This is a genomic window from Pseudomonas sp. BN411 (genome assembly GCF_029871235.1).
Lineage (GTDB): Bacteria > Pseudomonadota > Gammaproteobacteria > Pseudomonadales > Pseudomonadaceae > Metapseudomonas.
The window spans coordinates 77,071-94,595 of sequence record NZ_SSOM01000019.1; the positions used below are offsets into that span (position 1 = coordinate 77,071).

Sequence of the window (17,525 nt, forward strand, 5' to 3'; positions counted from 1 at the left end):
TGGATGGCTCCGATGCGCTAGTGTCGCGGCATGCTGACCACCCTTGTTATCGAACTGCTTGACCGCATCCACAGGCCCTGGGTTCCCTTGTTGGGCGCCGTGCTGCTGAGCGGTTGTTCCAGCCTGGATTACTACGGCCAATTGGCGCGCGGACAGCTCGCTCTGCTGCACGCCCGCCAGCCGGTGCAGGCGCTGATCGACGACCCCGCCCAACCGCAACCGCTACGCCAGCGCCTGGCACTCACCCAGGAGGCGCGGACCTTCGCCAGTGCGTCCCTGGGGTTGCCTGACAACGACAGCTACCGCGTCTACGCCGATATCCAGCGGCCCTATGTGGTGTGGAACCTGTTCGCCACGGCGGAGTTCTCCCTGCAGCCGGAAACCCACTGCTTCCCCATCGCCGGTTGTGTCGCCTATCGCGGCTACTACCAGTTGAGCCGTGCCAGGGGCGCGGCGGCATTGCTCCGGCAACAGGGCCTGGATACCTGGGTTGGCGGCGTTGAGGCCTATTCCACCCTGGGCTGGTTCGACGACCCGCTGCTCAACACCATGCTGCGCTGGGACGACGACCGCCTTGCCGCGCTGATCTTCCACGAGCTGGCCCACCAGCAGCTTTATGTGCCGGGGGATACGGCGTTCAACGAGTCTTTCGCCAGCTTCGTCGAGCGCGAAGGCCTGAACCAGTGGCGCGCCAGCCGTGGCCTATCCACCCGGGGCGACGAAGGCTCCCGGCGCCGAGACGCCCTGACCCGCCTGGTGCTGGACGCCCGCGAGCGGCTGGAACGCCTCTACGCCAGTGACTTGCCGCCCGAGCGAATGCGCCAAGCCAAGACCGAGGAATTCGAGCGCCTGCGCCGCGACTACCGCACCATGCGCGACCGCGATTGGGGCGGCTACAACCGCTTCGACGCCTGGGTGGACGGGCCGATGAACAACGCCAAGCTGCTGCCCTTCGGCCTCTACGACCAGTGGGTACCGGCCTTCGCCGCGCTGTTCCGCGAGGCGGGAGGAAACTGGCAAGCCTTCTACCGGCGCGCCGGGGAGCTGGGGGACCTGTCTCAGCAGGAACGCACGCGAGCACTGGAAAGCCTGACGGCGAACCGCTAGAACTTGCCTGGCTGGCTGTCAGTCCAACGGCCGGGAGATCAAGAAAATGGAGTTGGCGATGAGAAGAATGGCTGTAGTCCTGATGCTGGGCGCGTTGGCGGGCACCGCTGTGGCGGCACCCAAGCCTTGCGAGGAGCTGAAGCAGGAAATCGAAGTGAAGATCCAGGCTGCGGGTGTCACCAGCTACACCCTGGAGATAGTCCCCAACGCCGAAGTGAAGGACCAGAACATGGTGGTCGGCTCCTGCGAGAACGGCACCAAGAAGATCATCTACCAGCGCAATGGGGATTGATGCCGACGCTGGGTTGGCCCTGTAGGGGCGAATTCATTCGCCAAGCAGGCCGAAGGCCTGCCCTGCTGGATCATTGGGGCCGCTGCGCGCCCCCAGGCGAATGAATTCGCCCCCACAAGTCATTGACCCAACTTGCCCCATCAACCAAACGCCCGGCTCAGCTCATCCAGGCTGGCGAAGTAGTAGGCCGGCGCCTCGCCCATCAGCTCCTCGCGGCTGCCGAATCCATAGCCCACGCCGGCCCCGTGCAGGCCATTGCGGCTTGCGCCGATCAGGTCGTGCTTGCGATCGCCGATCATCAGGGTATCGGCGCGGTCCAGGCGTTCCTCCTCCAGCAGGTGGGCGATCAGCTCCACCTTGTTGGTGCGGGTGCCGTCCAGTTCACTGCCGTAGATATGTTTGAAGTGCCGGTCGAAGCCGAAGTGCCGGGCGATCTCGCGGGCGAATACCGTCGGCTTGCTGGTGGCGATGAACAGGGTGCGGCCCTGTTCGCGCAGGCGTCCGAGCAACGCATCGATGCCGTCGAACACGCGGTTCTCGTAGAGCCCGGTGACCTTGAAGCGGTCGCGGTAGTGGTTCACCGCTTCCCAGGCGCGCTCCTCGGGGAGGTCGTAGGTCTGCATGAAGCACTGCAGCAGCGGTGGGCCGATGAAGTGTTCCAGCTTCGCCAGGTCCGGCTCGTGGATGTCCAGCTTGCCAAGCGCGTACTGCACCGAACGGGTGATGCCCTCGCGCGGGTCGGTGAGGGTGCCGTCGAGGTCGAAGAGGATGTTGCGGTAATCCATCTCAGACCCCGTAGCCTTCGGCGATGTGCAGGTCCTTCAGCTTCACGTAGTTGGCCGCGCTGTAGGTGAAGAAGGCCTTTTCCTTGTCGCTCAGCGGTCGGGCCTGCTTCACCGGGCTGCCGACGTAGAGATAGCCGCTTTCCAGGCGCTTGCCCGGCGGCACCAGGCTACCGGCGCCGAGCACTACGTCGTCCTCGATCACCGCGCCGTCCATGACAATGCTGCCCATGCCGATCAGCACCCGGCTGCCGACCTTGCAGCCGTGCAGCAGGGCCTTGTGGCCGATGGTCACGTCGTCACCGATTTCCAGCGGGTAGCCGTCGGGATTGAAGGGGCCGGCGTGGGTGATGTGCAGCACGCTGCCGTCCTGCACGCTGGTGCGCGCGCCGATGCGGATGCGGTGCATGTCGCCACGGATGGTCACCAGCGGCCAGACCGAGCTGTCGTCGCCAAGGTGCACATCGCCGATGACCACGGCGGAGGCGTCGACGAAGATCCGCTCGCCGAGCTGGGGGCTGATGCCCTGGTAGGTTCTGATCGGGTTCATAGAGATTCCTGAGGCTGCGTCAGCCGGCGATTGTAATTAAGATGGCTCCAATCCGGGCTGTGTCTCGTCTCCTCGCGCAGCCCGCGCCCTTCCTCGAATACAGGTGAATGCCGTGACCCTGAGCAATCCCCTCCTGCAAGACTTCGACCTGCCGCCCTACTCCGCCATTCGTCCGGAACATGTCGAACCGGCCGTCGACCAGATCCTCGCCGACAACCGTGCCGCCATCGCCGAGCTGCTCGAACGCCAGGACGGCACCCCCACCTGGCAGGGGCTGGTGCTGGCACTGGACGAACTGGGCGAACGCCTGGGGCGAGCCTGGAGCCCGGTGAGCCACCTGAACGCCGTGTGCAACAACGCCGAACTGCGCAATGCCTACGAGGCCTGCCTGCCCAAGCTGTCCGAATACTGGACCGAGATGGGCCAGAACCGAGCGTTGTTCCAGGCCTACGAGGCGCTGGCCGCCGGTCCCGAAGCCGCCGGCTTCGACGTGGCGCAGAAGACCATCCTCGACCACGCACTGCGCGACTTCCGCCTGTCCGGCATCGACCTGCCGGCCGACAAGCAACAGCGTTACGGCGAAATCCAGATGAAGCTGTCCGAGCTGGGCAGCCGCTTCTCCAACCAACTGCTGGACGCCACCCAGGCCTGGACCAAAGAGGTGCACGACGAAGCGGCCCTGGCCGGTCTCACCGATTCGGCCAAGGCACAGATGAAGCAGGCCGCCGAAGCCAAGGGCCTGGGCGGCTGGCTGATCACCCTGGAATTCCCCAGCTACTACGCGGTGATGACCTACGCCGATGACCGCGCCCTGCGCGAAGAGGTCTACACCGCCTACAGCACCCGCGCCTCCGACCAGGGGCCGAATGCCGGGCAGAACGACAACGGCCCGGTGATGGCCGAAATCCTCGACCTGCGCCAGGAGCTGGCCCGCCTGCTGGGCTTCGAGCATTTCTCCGACCTCAGCCTGGCCACCAAGATGGCCGAGTCCACCCCGCAGGTGCTGGGCTTCCTCCGCGATCTGGCCAAGCGCAGCAAGCCGTTTGCCGCCAACGACCTGGACGAGCTCAAGGCCTTCGCCGCCGAGCGCGGCGTGGGCGACCTGCATAGCTGGGACGTGGGCTACTTCAGCGAGAAGCTGCGCGAGCAGCGCTACAGTATTTCCCAGGAAACCCTGCGCGCCTACTTCCCCGTCGACAAGGTGCTGTCCGGCCTCTTCGCCATCGTGCAGAAGCTCTACGGCATCGAGATCCGCGAGCTGTCCGGCTTCGACACCTGGCACCCGGACGTGCGCCTGTTCGAGATCAGCGAGAACGGCCAGCACGTCGGCCGCTTCTTCTTCGACCTCTATGCCCGCGCCAACAAGCGCGGTGGCGCCTGGATGGACGGCGCCCGTGACAAGCGCCGCAACGTCGGTGGCGAACTGGTGAGCCCGGTGGCCAACCTGGTCTGCAACTTCACCCCAGCGGTGGGCGACAAGCCGGCCCTGCTGACCCACGATGAAGTCACCACCCTCTTCCACGAGTTCGGCCATGGCCTGCATCACCTACTGACCCGCGTCGAGCATGCCGGTGCGTCCGGCATCAACGGCGTGGCTTGGGACGCGGTGGAGCTGCCCAGCCAGTTCATGGAGAACTGGTGCTGGGAGCCGGAAGGCCTGGCGCTGATCTCCGGTCACTACCAGTCCGCTGAGCCGCTGCCCCAGGACCTGCTGGACAAGATGCTCGCGGCGAAGAACTTCCAGTCCGGCCTGATGATGGTGCGCCAGCTGGAGTTCTCCCTGTTCGACTTCGAACTGCATGCCGCCCACGGCGACGGCCGCAGTGTCCTCGACGTGCTGGAGGCGATCCGCTCCGAAGTCGCGGTGATGCGTCCGCCGGCGTTCAATCGTTTCGCCAACAGCTTCGCGCACATCTTTGCCGGCGGTTACGCAGCCGGTTACTACAGCTACAAGTGGGCGGAAGTGCTGTCCGCTGACGCCTTCTCTCGCTTCGAGGAGGAAGGTGTGCTCAATCCGGCCACCGGTCGCGCATTCCGCGAGGCCATCCTGGCCCGTGGCGGTTCCCAGGAGCCCATGGTGCTGTTCGTCGACTTCCGTGGTCGCGAGCCCTCCATCGACGCCCTGTTGCGCCACAGCGGCCTGACGGAGGACGCAGCATGACCGCCACGCCGAAACGCTTCATCGCCGGTGCCGTGTGCCCGGCGTGCAGCGAGATGGACAAGATCCAGATGTGGGACGAGGACGGTGTGCCGCACCGCCAGTGCGTGGCCTGCGGCTATGCCGACACCCTGAACGCCCAGGGCCAGTCGGTGCCGAAGGAGCTCGGTACCCGCGTCAATCAGCCCAAGCCCAAGGCGGCCGATCCCAAGGTGCAGGGGGTGCAGTTCTTCCCCAATCCGAAGCTGAAGAAACCCAGCGAGTGAGCGGAACGCCAAGGAGGGCGCATGTGGCATCTGGTGTGTGGTGATGGAGGGGCGGTGAGCGTTGGGCTTTCCGTCCGTCTCATCTGATCCGTAGGTTGGTGCTGAGCGCAGCGAAGCCCAACATGCCCGCCCACTGTCCGATCTGCCAGGAGGCACAGCATGCACGGCCCTGACCCCCGCAACCTGCACCCCATGGCTGGCTTTCCGCAGGTCTGCTACATCCGCAATGTGGTGAACAACCCGCAGATCGAGATCGGCGAGTACACCTACTACGACGACCCGGACGGCGCGGAAAACTTCGAGCGCAACGTGCTCTATCTCTTTCCCTTCATCGGCGACCGGCTGGTGATCGGCCGGTTCTGCGCTCTGGCGCGCGGCGTGAAATTCATCATGAACGGCGCAAACCACAAGATGTCGGGCTTCTCCACCTATCCCTTCCAGATATTCGGTGGCGGCTGGGAGAAGCACATGCCGGCGATGGAAGAGTTTCCCTACAAGGGCGACACCGTCATTGGCAACGACGTGTGGATTGGCTACGACGCACTGATCATGCCCGGCGTGCGCATCGGTGATGGCGCCATCATTTCCTCGCGCTCAGTGGTCACTCGCGACGTACCGCCTTACACCATTGTCGGAGGCAATCCGGCCGAACCGCTGAAACAGCGCTTCCCGGACGAACAGGTACAGCGCCTGCTGGCGGTGGCCTGGTGGAACTGGTCGGTGGAAAAGATCAGTCGTCATATGGCGGCCATCATGGGCGCCGACATCGACGAACTGGAGCGTTGCGCCGCGTCCGAGTGATGCACCGCCCGGCAGAATCCGGCTAGTCGTAGGAAGAATCTCAATATACTGTATGAATATACAGTTTGTGGAAATTCTCCCATGCCTGCCCCTCTTCCGCCCCGTGGCCGTGGTACGGCCAGCAACCCCTTCAACCGTTTCGCACCAACCACCTCGGTGGCGATGGATGACGGCTGGTTCCAGGAAGTCCCGCCCAGCCGCGCGACCGAAGTCCGGCAGGAAACCGCGAAGAGCATCATCACCCGCAACCAGTCGCCGGACCTGCCCTTCGACCGCTCGGTGAATCCCTATCGCGGCTGCGAGCACGGTTGCATCTACTGCTATGCGCGGCCCAGCCATGCCTATTGGGACATGTCGCCGGGGCTGGATTTCGAAACCCGGCTGATCGCCAAAACCAACGCCGTCGCCCTGCTCGAACAGCAGCTCTCCAAGCCGGGTTACCAGTGCGCGCCGATCAACCTCGGTTCCAACACCGACCCTTACCAGCCCATCGAGCGCGAATACCGCCTCACCCGCCAGACTCTCGAAGTGCTGCTGCGCTATCGCCACCCGGTGACCATCGTCACCAAGGGCTCGCTGGTGTTGCGCGATCTCGACCTGCTCACCGAGCTGGCGGAGCAGAACCTGGTGGCCGTGATGATCAGCCTCACCACCCTCGACGACGAACTGAAACGCACCCTGGAACCCCGCGCCGCCGCTCCATCGGCACGCCTGCGGGCGATCCGCGTGCTGAGCGAGAACCGTATTCCGGTGGGTGTGCTCTGTTCGCCGATGATCCCCATGATCAACGACATGGAGCTGGAGAGCCTGCTGGAAGCCGCGCGAGATGCCGGCGCGCGGCAGGCGAACTACATGCTGCTGCGCCTGCCCAGGGAGGTGGGGCCGCTGTTCGAGGAATGGCTCCAGGCGCATTACCCGCAGCGTGCTGCCCATGTGATGAGCATCATTCGCCAGTGCCGGGGCGGGGAAATCTACGACAGCCGTTTCGGCCACCGCTTCAAGGGCCAGGGACCTTTCGCCGAGCTGCTGGCGCAGCGTTTTGCCGTCGCCATCCGCAAGCTGGGACTGAACCGGCGGCGCGACTATGAACTGGACTGTTCACGCTTCTGTCCGCCCGGTGGACAGATGGCGTTACTTTGAGGTGTGACTCGGGAGGCTGTAACGACAGTCCTGTAGGAATTCAAATGCCGACAATCAGTGGATAATGGGCGGCAGAACAGACAATTCCTAAGATGACTGAGGTTGGCAGCATGAGCAACGAGCGCGACAAGCAACGTGGTGAGAGTGCGGAAGAGGCCCTGCGGAACATAGTCGAGGGCTTCCAGCGCTTCCGCGACGAAGTCTTCCCGCAACAGGAAGAACTGTTCAAGAAGCTCGCCCATGAGCAGAAACCCCGCGCCATGTTCATCACCTGCGCCGACTCGCGAATCGTCCCCGAGCTGATTACCCAGAGCTCGCCCGGCGACCTGTTCGTCACCCGTAACGTCGGCAACGTGGTGCCGCCTTACGGCCAGATGAACGGCGGCGTGTCGACGGCCATCGAGTTCGCGGTGATGGCCCTCGGCGTGCACCACATCATCATCTGCGGCCACTCCGACTGCGGCGCCATGAAGGCCGTGATGGACCCGCAGACGCTGGAGCGCATGCCCACCGTAAAGGCCTGGCTGCGCCATGCCGAGGTGGCCAAGGTGGTGGTCCAGGAAAATTGCGGCTGCGCCAGCCACGAGTCCCTGGCGGTGCTCACCGAAGAGAACGTGGTGGCCCAGCTCGACCACCTGCGCACCCACCCCTCGGTGGCGGCGCGCCTGGCCAGCGGCCAGCTGTTCATCCATGGCTGGGTCTATGACATCGAGACGTCCGTCATCAAGGCCTATGACGCCGAGCAGGGGCGCTTCCGCGTGATCGGTGACGGTCCGCTGCCGATGGCCACGCCACGGCCGCGCTACCAGGTGGATTGATGAAAAAAGGGGCTGCCGGTGCAGCCCCTTTTTCATTCAGCCAGCAGAACGCTGGCCCTGGTTCAGTTCCAGCCCGACACCCAGTTGCTGGGACATGCATGGCCAGCGTTTCCAGGCTTCTTCCACCTTGGGGTCGTGCAGTTGCTGGCGATAGGCCTGGGCCGAGGGTTGGCTGAATACGTCGTCGTCCAGCAGGCCGTCCACGGCATGGTGCACGGCTTCGTCCAACTGGTTGGCGAAAGGCTCGCCGATCAGCTGGTGGGCGATCAGGTTGGCCACCGTGGTATCCAGCGGGATCAGCGGCTGGCCGAAATGCACGATGTAGCGGTCATTGACCTCTTCCACCAGGCGATGGGCCAGGTAGGCCTCGTCGAGCAGGCCTTCCAGGCCTTCATGACCTGCCATCAGGGCCGGGGGCTGCAGGAAGAACTGCTCGGCGACCTGGAGCACTGGTTTGATGCGGGCTTCGATTCCGGCTTCACGGGCGACATTGGCGGCGGCATCCAGCACGTCCGGGACTTGTTCCACATAGGCGGCGATGAAGCGGGCGAGCACGCCCTGGGCATCCTCTGCCGGCAGGCGAATGGCGGGGTGCAGGCTGGCGACCTGGGCTTCCAGTATCCGGGTCAGTTGGGAGGAGGCGACTTCGTTCTGGAGGGCGCGCTGGATGAGTTCGCGCAGTGCGGCGGTGTTCATGACTGCTCCTGAAAAGGACATGGCGGTTGCAGGTGAATGAAAAGTTGAAGACAAGACCTTAGCTCGCTCAGCGGAACTGCTAAGACCGGATTGTCATAATTGCTTAGCGGTTATTCGGGCAGGATATAACAGCACTTTGCCATCCGCTTGCAGCCCACGCCAGCCGTGGCGTTTAGGACAAGGCTTACGCGCCTTCAGCCATTTCTTCGGTCGCGTTGCGCACCCGAAGTCCCTGTCTATACTCCGACTCGAAAGGCATTACCTGATGGAACCCGACTGTGCACCTGCGTGCCGAGGTCGGCGGTCCGAGTGTGGTAGTCCGGGCAGCCGTCCCCAAGCCGTTGGCCCAGCCGGCGGGATAACAAGAACGAGAAGGGGAACCCGCAATGATGCGACATCCACGAGTCTGGATGGGACTCCTGCTGCTGTCTGTTCTCAGCCAGGCGGAGGCTGCCTGGACAGTCAACATGGCGCCTGGGGCAACCGAGGTCAGCCGCACCGTTTTCGATCTGCACATGACTATCTTCTGGATCTGCGTCGTCATCGGCGTACTGGTCTTCGGTGCCATGTTCTGGTCGATGATCATCCACCGCCGCTCCACCGGCCAGCAGCCGGCGCATTTCCACGAGAGCACCACGGTTGAAATCCTCTGGACCGTCGTGCCCTTCGTCATCCTCGTGCTGATGGCGGTGCCGGCGACCAAGACGCTGATCGACATCTACGACACCTCCGAATCCGGGCTGGACGTGCAGGTCACTGGCTACCAGTGGAAATGGCACTACAAGTACCTGGGCCAGGACGTGGAGTTCTTCAGCAACCTGGCCACGCCTGCTGACCAGATCCACAACAAGGCGCCGAAGGACGAGCACTACCTGCTGGAAGTCGACCAGCCGCTGGTGGTGCCGGTGGGCACCAAGGTGCGCTTCCTGATCACCGCCGCCGACGTGATCCACTCCTGGTGGGTGCCGGCGCTGGCAGTGAAGAAGGACGCCATTCCCGGCTTCGTCAACGAATCCTGGACGCGCATCGAGAAGCCCGGCATCTACCGTGGCCAGTGCACCGAACTGTGCGGCAAGGACCACGGTTTCATGCCCATCGTGGTCGAGGCCAAGTCCCAGGAGGACTTCGCCAAATGGCTGGCGGCTCGCAAGGAAGAGACCGCCAAGCAGAAGGAGCTGACCGACAAGGATTGGACCCTGGAGGAGCTGGTTGCGCGGGGTGACAAGGTCTACCACACCACCTGCGCCGCCTGTCACCAGGCCGAGGGCCAGGGCCTGCCGCCCATGTTCCCGGCACTCAAGGGTTCGAAGATCGCCACCGGTCCCAAGGCTGATCACCTGAGCATCGTCTTCCACGGCAAGCAGGGCACTGCCATGGCCGCCTTCGGCAAGCAACTGTCCGAAGTCGATATCGCCGCCGTCATTACCTACGAGCGCAATTCCTGGGGCAACAACACCGGGGACATGGTGACGCCGAAGGAAGTGCTGGCCCTGAAACAGGCGGAAAGCCAATGAAGAAGACACCGGCCTATATGGAGACTGACATGAGTGCAGTGATCGATCACGATCATGCCGGGCATGATCACCACCACGGTCCGGCCAAGGGCCTGATGCGCTGGGTGCTGACCACCAACCACAAGGACATCGGCACGATGTACCTGTGGTTCAGCTTCGCCGCGTTCCTCCTCGGGGGTTCCATGGCGATGGTGATCCGCGCCGAGCTGTTCCAGCCCGGCCTGCAGATCGTGCAGCCGGAATTCTTCAACCAGATGACCACCATGCACGGCCTGATCATGGTGTTCGGCGCGGTGATGCCGGCCTTCGTCGGCCTCGCGAACTGGATGATCCCGCTGATGATCGGCGCGCCGGACATGGCCCTGCCGCGCATGAACAACTTCAGCTTCTGGCTGCTGCCGGCGGCCTTCGGCCTGCTGGTCAGCACCCTGTTCACCGCCGGCGGCGGGCCAAACTTCGGCTGGACCTTCTACGCGCCGCTATCGACCACCTACGCGCCGGAGAGCGTCACCTACTTCATCTTCGCCATCCACCTGATGGGCATCAGCTCGATCATGGGCGCGATCAACGTGATCGCCACCATCCTCAACCTGCGTGCCCCGGGCATGACCCTGATGAAGATGCCGCTGTTCGTCTGGACCTGGCTGATCACCGCCTTCCTGCTGATCGCGGTGATGCCGGTGCTGGCCGGTTGCGTGACCATGATGCTGATGGACATCCACTTCGGCACCAGCTTCTTCAGTGCTGCCGGCGGTGGTGACCCGGTGCTGTTCCAGCACGTGTTCTGGTTCTTCGGCCACCCCGAGGTGTACATCATGATCCTGCCCGCCTTCGGTGCGGTCAGCTCGATCATCCCGGCCTTCAGCCGCAAGCCGCTGTTCGGTTACACCTCGATGGTCTACGCCACCGCGTCCATCGCCTTCCTGTCGTTCATCGTCTGGGCGCACCACATGTTCACCGTGGGCATTCCGCTGACCGGTGAGCTGTTCTTCATGTTCGCCACCATGCTGATCGCCGTGCCCACCGGGGTGAAGGTGTTCAACTGGGTGAGCACCATGTGGGAAGGCTCGCTGACCTTCGAGACGCCCATGCTGTTCGCCGTGGCCTTCGTCATCCTGTTCACCATCGGCGGGTTCTCCGGCCTGATGCTGGCCATCGCCCCGGCGGACTTCCAGTACCACGACACCTACTTCGTGGTGGCGCACTTCCACTACGTGCTGGTGCCCGGCGCCATCTTCGGCATCTTCGCCTCGGCCTACTACTGGCTGCCGAAGTGGACCGGCCACATGTACGACGAGACCCTCGGCAAGCTGCACTTCTGGATGAGCTTCATCGGCATGAACATGGCGTTCTTCCCCATGCACTTCGTGGGGCTGGCAGGCATGCCTCGGCGAATTCCGGACTACAACCTGCAGTTCGCCGACTTCAACATGATCTCGTCCATCGGCGCCTTCACCTTCGGTGCCACCCAGCTCCTCTTCCTGTTCATCGTCATCAAGTGCATCCGTGGCGGCAAGAAGGCCCCGGCCAAGCCCTGGGATGGTGCCGAGGGCCTGGAGTGGACCGTGCCGTCGCCGGCGCCCTACCACACCTTCACCACGCCGCCGGAAGTGAAGTGAGATGAGCGGGGAAATGAGCACTCGCCGCCTGATCCAGCGCCTGCTGTTGCTGGTGGTGGTGATGTTCGGCTTCGGTTTTGCCCTGGTGCCGATCTATGACGTGATGTGCCAGGCCTTCGGCATCAATGGCAAGACCACCGGGTCGGCCTACGAGGGCGCGCAGAACGAAGACCAGCAGCGCCAGGTGCGGGTGCAGTTCCTCGCCACCAACGCAGCGGGGATGAGCTGGGAATTCCGCCCCAAGGCGGATGACCTGGTGGTGCACCCGGGGGCGAGCAACGAGATGCTGTTCATTGCCTACAACCCCACCGACAAGCCGATGACGGCCCAGGCCATTCCCAGCGTGGCGCCGTCGAAGGCAGCGGCGTTCTTCCACAAGACCGAATGCTTCTGTTTCACCCAGCAGGTCCTGCAGCCCGGCCAGCGCATCGAGATGCCGGTGCGCTTCATCGTCGACCGTGACCTGCCGGCCGATGTGCATCACCTGACCCTCGCTTACACGCTGTTCGATATCACTGCCCGCAAGCCACCAGTCGCCAGGAATGACGGCTGACGGGCCGATAAGGAGAACAACAACGATGGCTAGTCACGAGCAGTACTACGTCCCGGCCCAGAGCAAGTGGCCGATCATCGCCACCATCGGCCTGCTGACCACGGTCTACGGCCTGGGCACCTGGTTCAACGACCTCAAGGCGGCGCGCCCGGATTCAAACGGCCCGATCATCTTCTTCGTCGGTGGGCTCATCGTCGCCTACATGCTGTTCGGCTGGTTCGGCAATGTGATCCGCGAGAGCCGAGGCGGTCTCTACAGCCCACAGATGGACCGTTCCTTCCGCTGGGGTATGAGCTGGTTCATCTTCTCCGAGGTGATGTTCTTCGCGGCCTTCTTCGGTGCGCTGTTCTATGTGCGCCACTTCGCCGGCCCCTGGCTCGGTGGCGAGGGCGCCAAGGGTGTCGCCAACATGCTCTGGCCGAATTTCGAATACACCTGGCCGCTGCTGAACAACCCGGATTCCAAGCTGTTCCCGCCGCCCAAGGCGGTGATCGATCCGTGGCATCTGCCGCTGATCAACACCCTGCTGCTGGTGACCTCCAGCTTCACCGTGACCTTCGCCCACCACGCCCTGCGCAAGAACAAGCGTGGTCCGCTGAAGATCTGGCTGGCGCTGACCATCCTGCTCGGTGCGACCTTCCTGGGCTTCCAGGCCGAGGAATACATCCACGCCTACAAGGAACTGGGGCTGACCCTCGGTTCGGGCATCTACGGCGCCACCTTCTTCATGCTCACCGGCTTCCACGGCGCCCACGTGACCATGGGGGCGCTGATCCTGACGGTGATGCTGGTGCGCATCCTGCGCGGCCACTTCGACCCCGAGCATCACTTCGGATTCGAGGCGGCGGCCTGGTACTGGCACTTCGTGGACGTGGTCTGGATCGGCCTGTTCACCTTCGTCTACGTGCTGTGAAGGCGGTGGCCAAAGGCGGGGGCCTTTGGCTAATCACCAGGTGACATGAGAAACGAACTGGCCGCTGTAGAAACCCCAGGCAATGAGCGCCAGGGTGACAGCGGTCAGGATTACACGAACCGTTAGCGCATTGACCACGCGGGAGCTGCGTCCTTCGTCCCTGACCAGGAAGAAAAGGCCGCTGAACAGGCTGACCATCGTGGCAAGCAACATGAGGACGATCGCAGCTTTGAGCATGCGTGACTCCGGGGGAAGGGGGATGTTTTGCAGTATAGCCAGCCCTGTTCTGCCTCGCGGACGGCGGCCATGAGCGCCTTCCGGCCCGGCCTGGCGCCCACCCTGGTGGTGCTCGCCCTGCTGCCGGTGCTGCTCGGGCTGGGCTTCTGGCAGCTCTCCCGCGCCGAGGAAAAAAGCCAGCTGCTGGCTGCCGCCGATGCCCGTCGCATCACTGACCCTGTCGATATCGAGAGTCTTCGCGCCAGCGCCGATCCGGCCTACCTGCGCGTACGCCTGAGCGGCCATTTCGACGCCGCCCACAGCCTGCTGCTGGACAGCCGCATCCGTGACGGCAAGGCCGGCGTCGAACTGCTGCAACCCTTCCAGGACAGCGCCAGTGGCCAGTGGCTGCTGGTCAACCGTGGCTGGCTGCCCTGGCCGGATCGCCGCGTGGCACCGGCCTTCACCACCCCCGATAGCGAGCAGGCGCTGGTTGCCTGGGCCTATGTGCCGCCGGGCGCCGCGTTCGAACTCAAGCACCTGCAAGCGAGCGGTTGGCCGCAACTGATCAACCAGGTGGATGCCGCAGCGCTCTGGCAACACCTCGGCCGCAACGGCCTGCCACTGGAACTGCGCCTGGAGGACGGCCCGGTGGCCTACCGCACCGGCTGGCCGGTGGTCGCCATGGGGCCGGAAAAACACATCGGCTACGCCGTGCAGTGGTTTGCCCTCGCGGCGGCCCTGCTTGGCCTGTTCATCTATTTCGGACTGCGCAAAGGACGGGAGAACAACAATGAACCCAGCACTCGCCATGCCTGAGGCCGCGCCGCCGCGCCGCCGTGGGCGCATCCAGCTGCTGCTGATCCTGATGGTGGTGATCGGCCCGATGATGCTCGCCACCGCCATGTACAAGTTCAGCTTCTGGGTGCCGGAAGGCCGCAGTTATCACGGCGCCATGATCGGCAATGGCCAGACCAGCGCCGATATCGGTATCCAGGGCGCAGCGCCGCAGGAGACCTGGCAATTGCTGGTCACCGCGCCGGGCGCCTGCGAGGCCGATTGCCAGCAGTTGGTCTACCTGGCGCGGCAGATCCATATCGGCCTGGGCCGCGATGCGTCGCGCGCCAGCCACTCCCTGGCCGCTGCTGATGTGCCGGCGGACTACGCCGACAAGCTCAAACTGGAATATCCGCAGTTGAAACGCTACGGCCTGGACACGGTCACCTACGGTAAGGCCACCGACAACCTGAGTGGCGCCCGCCTGTGGATCGTTGACCCCCACGGCAACCTCGTCCTGCGTTACGACGGCACCGCCAAGGGCAAGCAGATCCTCAACGACCTGCGCCACCTGCTGAAGCTTTCCAATATCGGTTGATCGACCCCTTTCTCAGGAAAGGTGAGGAGCGACTGCTGTGGATACCTACAAGAACCGGCCCGGATTCCGCCTCGCCCTGTTCGCCACCCTGCTGGCGCTGGTGGTGGTGCTGCTGGGCGCCTACACCCGCCTGACCCACGCCGGCCTCGGCTGCCCCGACTGGCCGGGCTGCTATGGCTTCATCAGCGTGCCGCAGACCGACGCCCAACTCGCCCATGCCGAGGCCAATTTCCCCCACGCGCCGGTGGAGGCCCAGAAGGGCTGGAACGAGATGGTCCACCGCTACTTTGCCGGCACCCTCGGCCTGGTGATCCTCGGCCTGGCCATCCATGCTGCGCGCCTGCGCGGCCGTGACGGCCAGCCGCTGAAGCTGCCGCTGCTGCTGGTGGCGGTGGTCGTCGCCCAGGCCGCCTTCGGCATGTGGACGGTGACCCTGCAGCTCTGGCCCCAGGTGGTGACCGCGCACCTGCTGGGCGGCTTCACCACGCTCTCGCTCTTGCTGCTGCTGAGCCTGCGGTTGTCCAACGCCTTCCCGCCGCTGCAATTGCCACAGCGGCTGCGGCTGTGGGCGGCACTCGGGCTGGCGCTGGTGATCGGACAGATCGCCCTCGGTGGCTGGGTCAGCTCCAACTACGCGGCCGTGGCCTGCGTCGACCTGCCCACCTGCCATGGTCAGTGGTGGCCGGCGATGGACTTCGCCAACGGCTTCCACCTCACCCAGCACATCGGCCCCAACTACCTGGGCGGGCAACTGGATAGCGACGCCCGCACTGCCATTCACATGACCCATCGCCTCGGTGCATTGGCCGTGACCCTGGTGCTGTTGGCCCTTGCCTGGCAACTGCGCGCCGCCGGCCTCAAGGGCTTGGCCGGGCTGCTGCTGGCGGCCCTGTGCCTGCAGGTCGGCCTGGGCATCAGCAACGTGATCTTCCACCTGCCGCTGCCGGTGGCGGTGGCCCACAACGGCGGCGGCGCCCTGCTGCTGCTGGTGCTGGTCACCACCAATTACCGGGTGCGCAACGCGGCTCTTTTTGTAGGAGCGAGCTCTGCTCGCGAAATTGGCGGCGGCGGCGGTTCGCGAGCAGAGCTCGCTCCTACGGCATTGACCCCGCACGGCAAGTAACCGAATCACCAAGGAGAAAACGCCATGGCCACTCTGCTCAGCCAAGGACACAGCCAGGCCCGCGCCAGCTGGCGCGACTACCTGGAACTGACCAAGCCCAAGGTGGTGGTGCTGATGCTCATCACCTCCCTGGTGGGCATGTTCCTCGCCACCCGCGCCGGTGTGCCCTGGGAGGTGCTGCTGTTCGGCAACCTCGGCATCGGTCTCTGCGCCGGGGCGGCGGCGGCGGTCAACCATGTGGTGGACCGGCGCATCGATTCGATCATGGCGAGAACCCTGAAACGCCCGGTGGTCAATGGTCGCGTCTCGCCGGTGGCTGCCTTGAGCTTCGCTTTCATACTGGCCGTGCTTGGTCAGGCGCTGTTGCTGACTTTCACCAATGAGCTGACCGCCTGGCTGACCCTGGCGTCCTTGGTGGGCTACGCGGTGCTCTACACCGGTTTCCTCAAGCGCGCCACGCCGCAGAACATCGTCATCGGCGGCCTGGCCGGCGCCGCGCCGCCGCTGCTGGGCTGGGTTGCCGTCACCGGGCATATGTCCGCCGAACCGCTGCTGCTGGTGCTGATCATCTTCGCCTGGACCCCGCCGCACTTCTGGGCCCTGGCCATCCACCGCAAGGAGGAGTACGCCAAGGCCGACATCCCCATGCTGCCGGTGACCCACGGCGAGCACTACACCAAGGTGCACATCCTGCTCTACACCCTGGTGATGTTCGCGGTCAGCCTGCTGCCCTACGTCATTCACATGAGCGGCGTGCTCTACCTGGCGTGCGCGGTGGCCCTGGGGGCGCGCTTCCTGCAGTGGGCCTGGGTGCTGTACCGTGACAGCAAACCGCACGCTGCGATCAGGACCTTCAAGTACTCTATCGCCTACCTCTTCTTGCTGTTCATCGCCCTGCTGGTGGACCACTACCTGATGCTGAACCTATGACCAGAATCCAGAAAACCGTCTTTGTCCTCGTCGCGATCGTGGCCGTGGTGCTCGGCCTCACCGTGCACCGTGTCCTGACCAGCCAGGGCCAGGCCGACCCCACCAAGTTGCTCGATGCCGGCATCGTCCTGCTGCCCCAGAGCCGCACCCTGCCGACGCTGGAAATGGTCGACCAGAACGGTCAGAAGGTCGCGGTGGACCAGCTCAAGGACAAGTGGAGCCTGGTGTTCTTCGGCTACACCTTCTGCCCCGATATCTGCCCCACTACCCTGGCGCAGATGCGTGAGCTCAAGGGCCTGCTGCCGCAGCAGGCGCAGGACAACCTGCGCTTCGTGTTCGTCAGCGTCGACCCGAACCGCGACACGCCGCAGCAGATCAAGCAGTACATCGGCTATTTCGACCCGACGTTCGTCGGCATCACCGGTGACCTGCCGACCCTGCAGAAGCTGGCCAACGCCGTGAGCATTCCGTTTATCCCGGCCGATACCAGCAAGGAAAACTACACCGTCGACCACAGCGGCAACCTGGTAGTCCTCGGCCCGGACGGCACCCAGCGCGGCTTCATCCGCTCGCCGCTGAACAACCAGAAGCTCAAGGAGCAATTGCCGGGGTTGGTGACGCCGAAGAGCTGAGGGCTCTTTGGGTGGGCTCGGCTCTTGTAGGTTGGTGCGG

20 protein-coding genes are annotated in these 17,525 nt (G+C 64.3%); 16 read left to right on the top strand and 4 right to left on the bottom strand.

All coding sequences use genetic code 11. From position 1 onward, the window contains the following. Positions 1-30 precede the first annotated feature (30 nt). Both E8F06_RS01230 and E8F06_RS01235 read left to right on the top strand, forming a co-directional pair. Complete coding sequence (locus tag E8F06_RS01230) at positions 31-1,107, top strand: aminopeptidase (protein WP_280363414.1); 1,077 nt, start codon at positions 31-33, stop codon at positions 1,105-1,107. Between the two features lie 58 nt (positions 1,108-1,165). Beyond that, positions 1,166-1,399, top strand: a complete 234-nt coding sequence (locus E8F06_RS01235; RefSeq protein WP_190828968.1) for a DUF1161 domain-containing protein — start codon at positions 1,166-1,168, stop codon at positions 1,397-1,399. A gap of 140 nt (positions 1,400-1,539) precedes the next feature. On the opposite strand, the gene E8F06_RS01240 is transcribed toward E8F06_RS01235, so the two are convergent. Then, positions 1,540-2,184 (bottom strand): HAD family hydrolase, encoded by a 645-nt coding sequence (locus tag E8F06_RS01240; protein WP_280363417.1) that lies wholly within the window; start codon positions 2,182-2,184, stop codon positions 1,540-1,542. A gap of 1 nt (position 2,185) precedes the next feature. Next, complete coding sequence (locus tag E8F06_RS01245) at positions 2,186-2,731, bottom strand: gamma carbonic anhydrase family protein (protein ID WP_280363419.1); 546 nt, start codon at positions 2,729-2,731, stop codon at positions 2,186-2,188. Between the two features lie 112 nt (positions 2,732-2,843). Between E8F06_RS01245 and prlC the strand changes: the two genes are divergently transcribed. The 5 genes from prlC to E8F06_RS01270 all read left to right on the top strand — a co-directional run bounded on the left by prlC (position 2,844) and on the right by E8F06_RS01270 (position 7,914). Beyond that, positions 2,844-4,892 (top strand): oligopeptidase A, encoded by a 2,049-nt coding sequence (prlC, locus tag E8F06_RS01250; RefSeq protein WP_280363421.1) that lies wholly within the window; start codon positions 2,844-2,846, stop codon positions 4,890-4,892. Continuing rightward, positions 4,889-5,155, top strand: a complete 267-nt coding sequence (locus E8F06_RS01255; RefSeq protein WP_280363423.1) for a YheV family putative zinc ribbon protein — start codon at positions 4,889-4,891, stop codon at positions 5,153-5,155. The genes prlC and E8F06_RS01255 overlap by 4 nt, the downstream gene beginning before the upstream one ends. 159 nt (positions 5,156-5,314) lie before the next feature. Further along, a complete protein-coding gene (locus E8F06_RS01260) occupies positions 5,315-5,956 on the top strand; it encodes a Vat family streptogramin A O-acetyltransferase (protein ID WP_280363425.1) in 642 nt (213 codons plus the stop codon). A gap of 81 nt (positions 5,957-6,037) precedes the next feature. Then, a complete protein-coding gene (locus tag E8F06_RS01265) occupies positions 6,038-7,096 on the top strand; it encodes a PA0069 family radical SAM protein (protein WP_280363428.1) in 1,059 nt (352 codons plus the stop codon). Positions 7,097-7,206: 110 nt separating this feature from the next. Then, positions 7,207-7,914: a carbonic anhydrase gene (locus E8F06_RS01270; protein ID WP_280363431.1), complete on the top strand. Its 708-nt coding sequence runs from the start codon at positions 7,207-7,209 to the stop codon at positions 7,912-7,914. 36 nt (positions 7,915-7,950) lie between these two features. Here E8F06_RS01270 and E8F06_RS01275 read toward each other — a convergent pair whose 3' ends face one another. Continuing rightward, the gene (locus E8F06_RS01275) at positions 7,951-8,610 is read right to left on the bottom strand and encodes a hypothetical protein (RefSeq protein ID WP_280363432.1); all 660 of its coding nucleotides are present in this window, start codon (positions 8,608-8,610) and stop codon (positions 7,951-7,953) included. A 386-nt stretch (positions 8,611-8,996) separates the two neighbouring features. Between E8F06_RS01275 and coxB the strand changes: the two genes are divergently transcribed. Genes coxB through E8F06_RS01295 form a run of 4 tightly spaced genes read left to right on the top strand, consistent with a single transcriptional unit; the run spans position 8,997 to position 13,209 of the window. Continuing rightward, complete coding sequence (gene coxB, locus E8F06_RS01280) at positions 8,997-10,124, top strand: cytochrome c oxidase subunit II (RefSeq protein WP_280363434.1); 1,128 nt, start codon at positions 8,997-8,999, stop codon at positions 10,122-10,124. A 29-nt stretch (positions 10,125-10,153) separates the two neighbouring features. Next, complete coding sequence (gene ctaD / locus E8F06_RS01285; RefSeq protein ID WP_280363436.1) at positions 10,154-11,743, top strand: cytochrome c oxidase subunit I; 1,590 nt, start codon at positions 10,154-10,156, stop codon at positions 11,741-11,743. Position 11,744: 1 nt separating this feature from the next. Beyond that, positions 11,745-12,296, top strand: a complete 552-nt coding sequence (locus E8F06_RS01290) for a cytochrome c oxidase assembly protein (protein ID WP_151131116.1) — start codon at positions 11,745-11,747, stop codon at positions 12,294-12,296. A 25-nt stretch (positions 12,297-12,321) separates the two neighbouring features. Then, positions 12,322-13,209, top strand: coding sequence for a cytochrome c oxidase subunit 3 (locus tag E8F06_RS01295; RefSeq protein ID WP_280363439.1), 888 nt, complete (start codon positions 12,322-12,324; stop codon positions 13,207-13,209). Positions 13,210-13,242: 33 nt separating this feature from the next. On the opposite strand, the gene E8F06_RS01300 is transcribed toward E8F06_RS01295, so the two are convergent. After that, positions 13,243-13,446, bottom strand: a complete 204-nt coding sequence (locus E8F06_RS01300) for a twin transmembrane helix small protein (RefSeq protein WP_280363441.1) — start codon at positions 13,444-13,446, stop codon at positions 13,243-13,245. 69 nt (positions 13,447-13,515) lie between these two features. On the opposite strand from E8F06_RS01300, the gene E8F06_RS01305 reads away from it, so the two are divergent. The 5 genes from E8F06_RS01305 to E8F06_RS01325 are packed head-to-tail and all read left to right on the top strand — an operon-like array spanning position 13,516 to position 17,485. Next, positions 13,516-14,244, top strand: coding sequence for an SURF1 family protein (locus tag E8F06_RS01305; protein ID WP_280363443.1), 729 nt, complete (start codon positions 13,516-13,518; stop codon positions 14,242-14,244). Next, a complete protein-coding gene (locus E8F06_RS01310) occupies positions 14,219-14,800 on the top strand; it encodes a hypothetical protein (protein WP_280363445.1) in 582 nt (193 codons plus the stop codon). The genes E8F06_RS01305 and E8F06_RS01310 overlap by 26 nt, the downstream gene beginning before the upstream one ends. 37 nt (positions 14,801-14,837) lie before the next feature. Continuing rightward, on the top strand, positions 14,838-15,923 hold the full coding sequence (locus E8F06_RS01315) for a COX15/CtaA family protein (RefSeq protein ID WP_280363447.1): 1,086 nt from the start codon (positions 14,838-14,840) through the stop codon (positions 15,921-15,923). A 24-nt stretch (positions 15,924-15,947) separates the two neighbouring features. Then, the gene (cyoE, locus tag E8F06_RS01320) at positions 15,948-16,853 is read left to right on the top strand and encodes a heme o synthase (protein ID WP_280363450.1); all 906 of its coding nucleotides are present in this window, start codon (positions 15,948-15,950) and stop codon (positions 16,851-16,853) included. Continuing rightward, positions 16,850-17,485, top strand: a complete 636-nt coding sequence (locus tag E8F06_RS01325; RefSeq protein ID WP_280363452.1) for an SCO family protein — start codon at positions 16,850-16,852, stop codon at positions 17,483-17,485. Before cyoE ends, E8F06_RS01325 begins: the two co-directional genes overlap by 4 nt. Positions 17,486-17,525 lie beyond the last annotated feature (40 nt).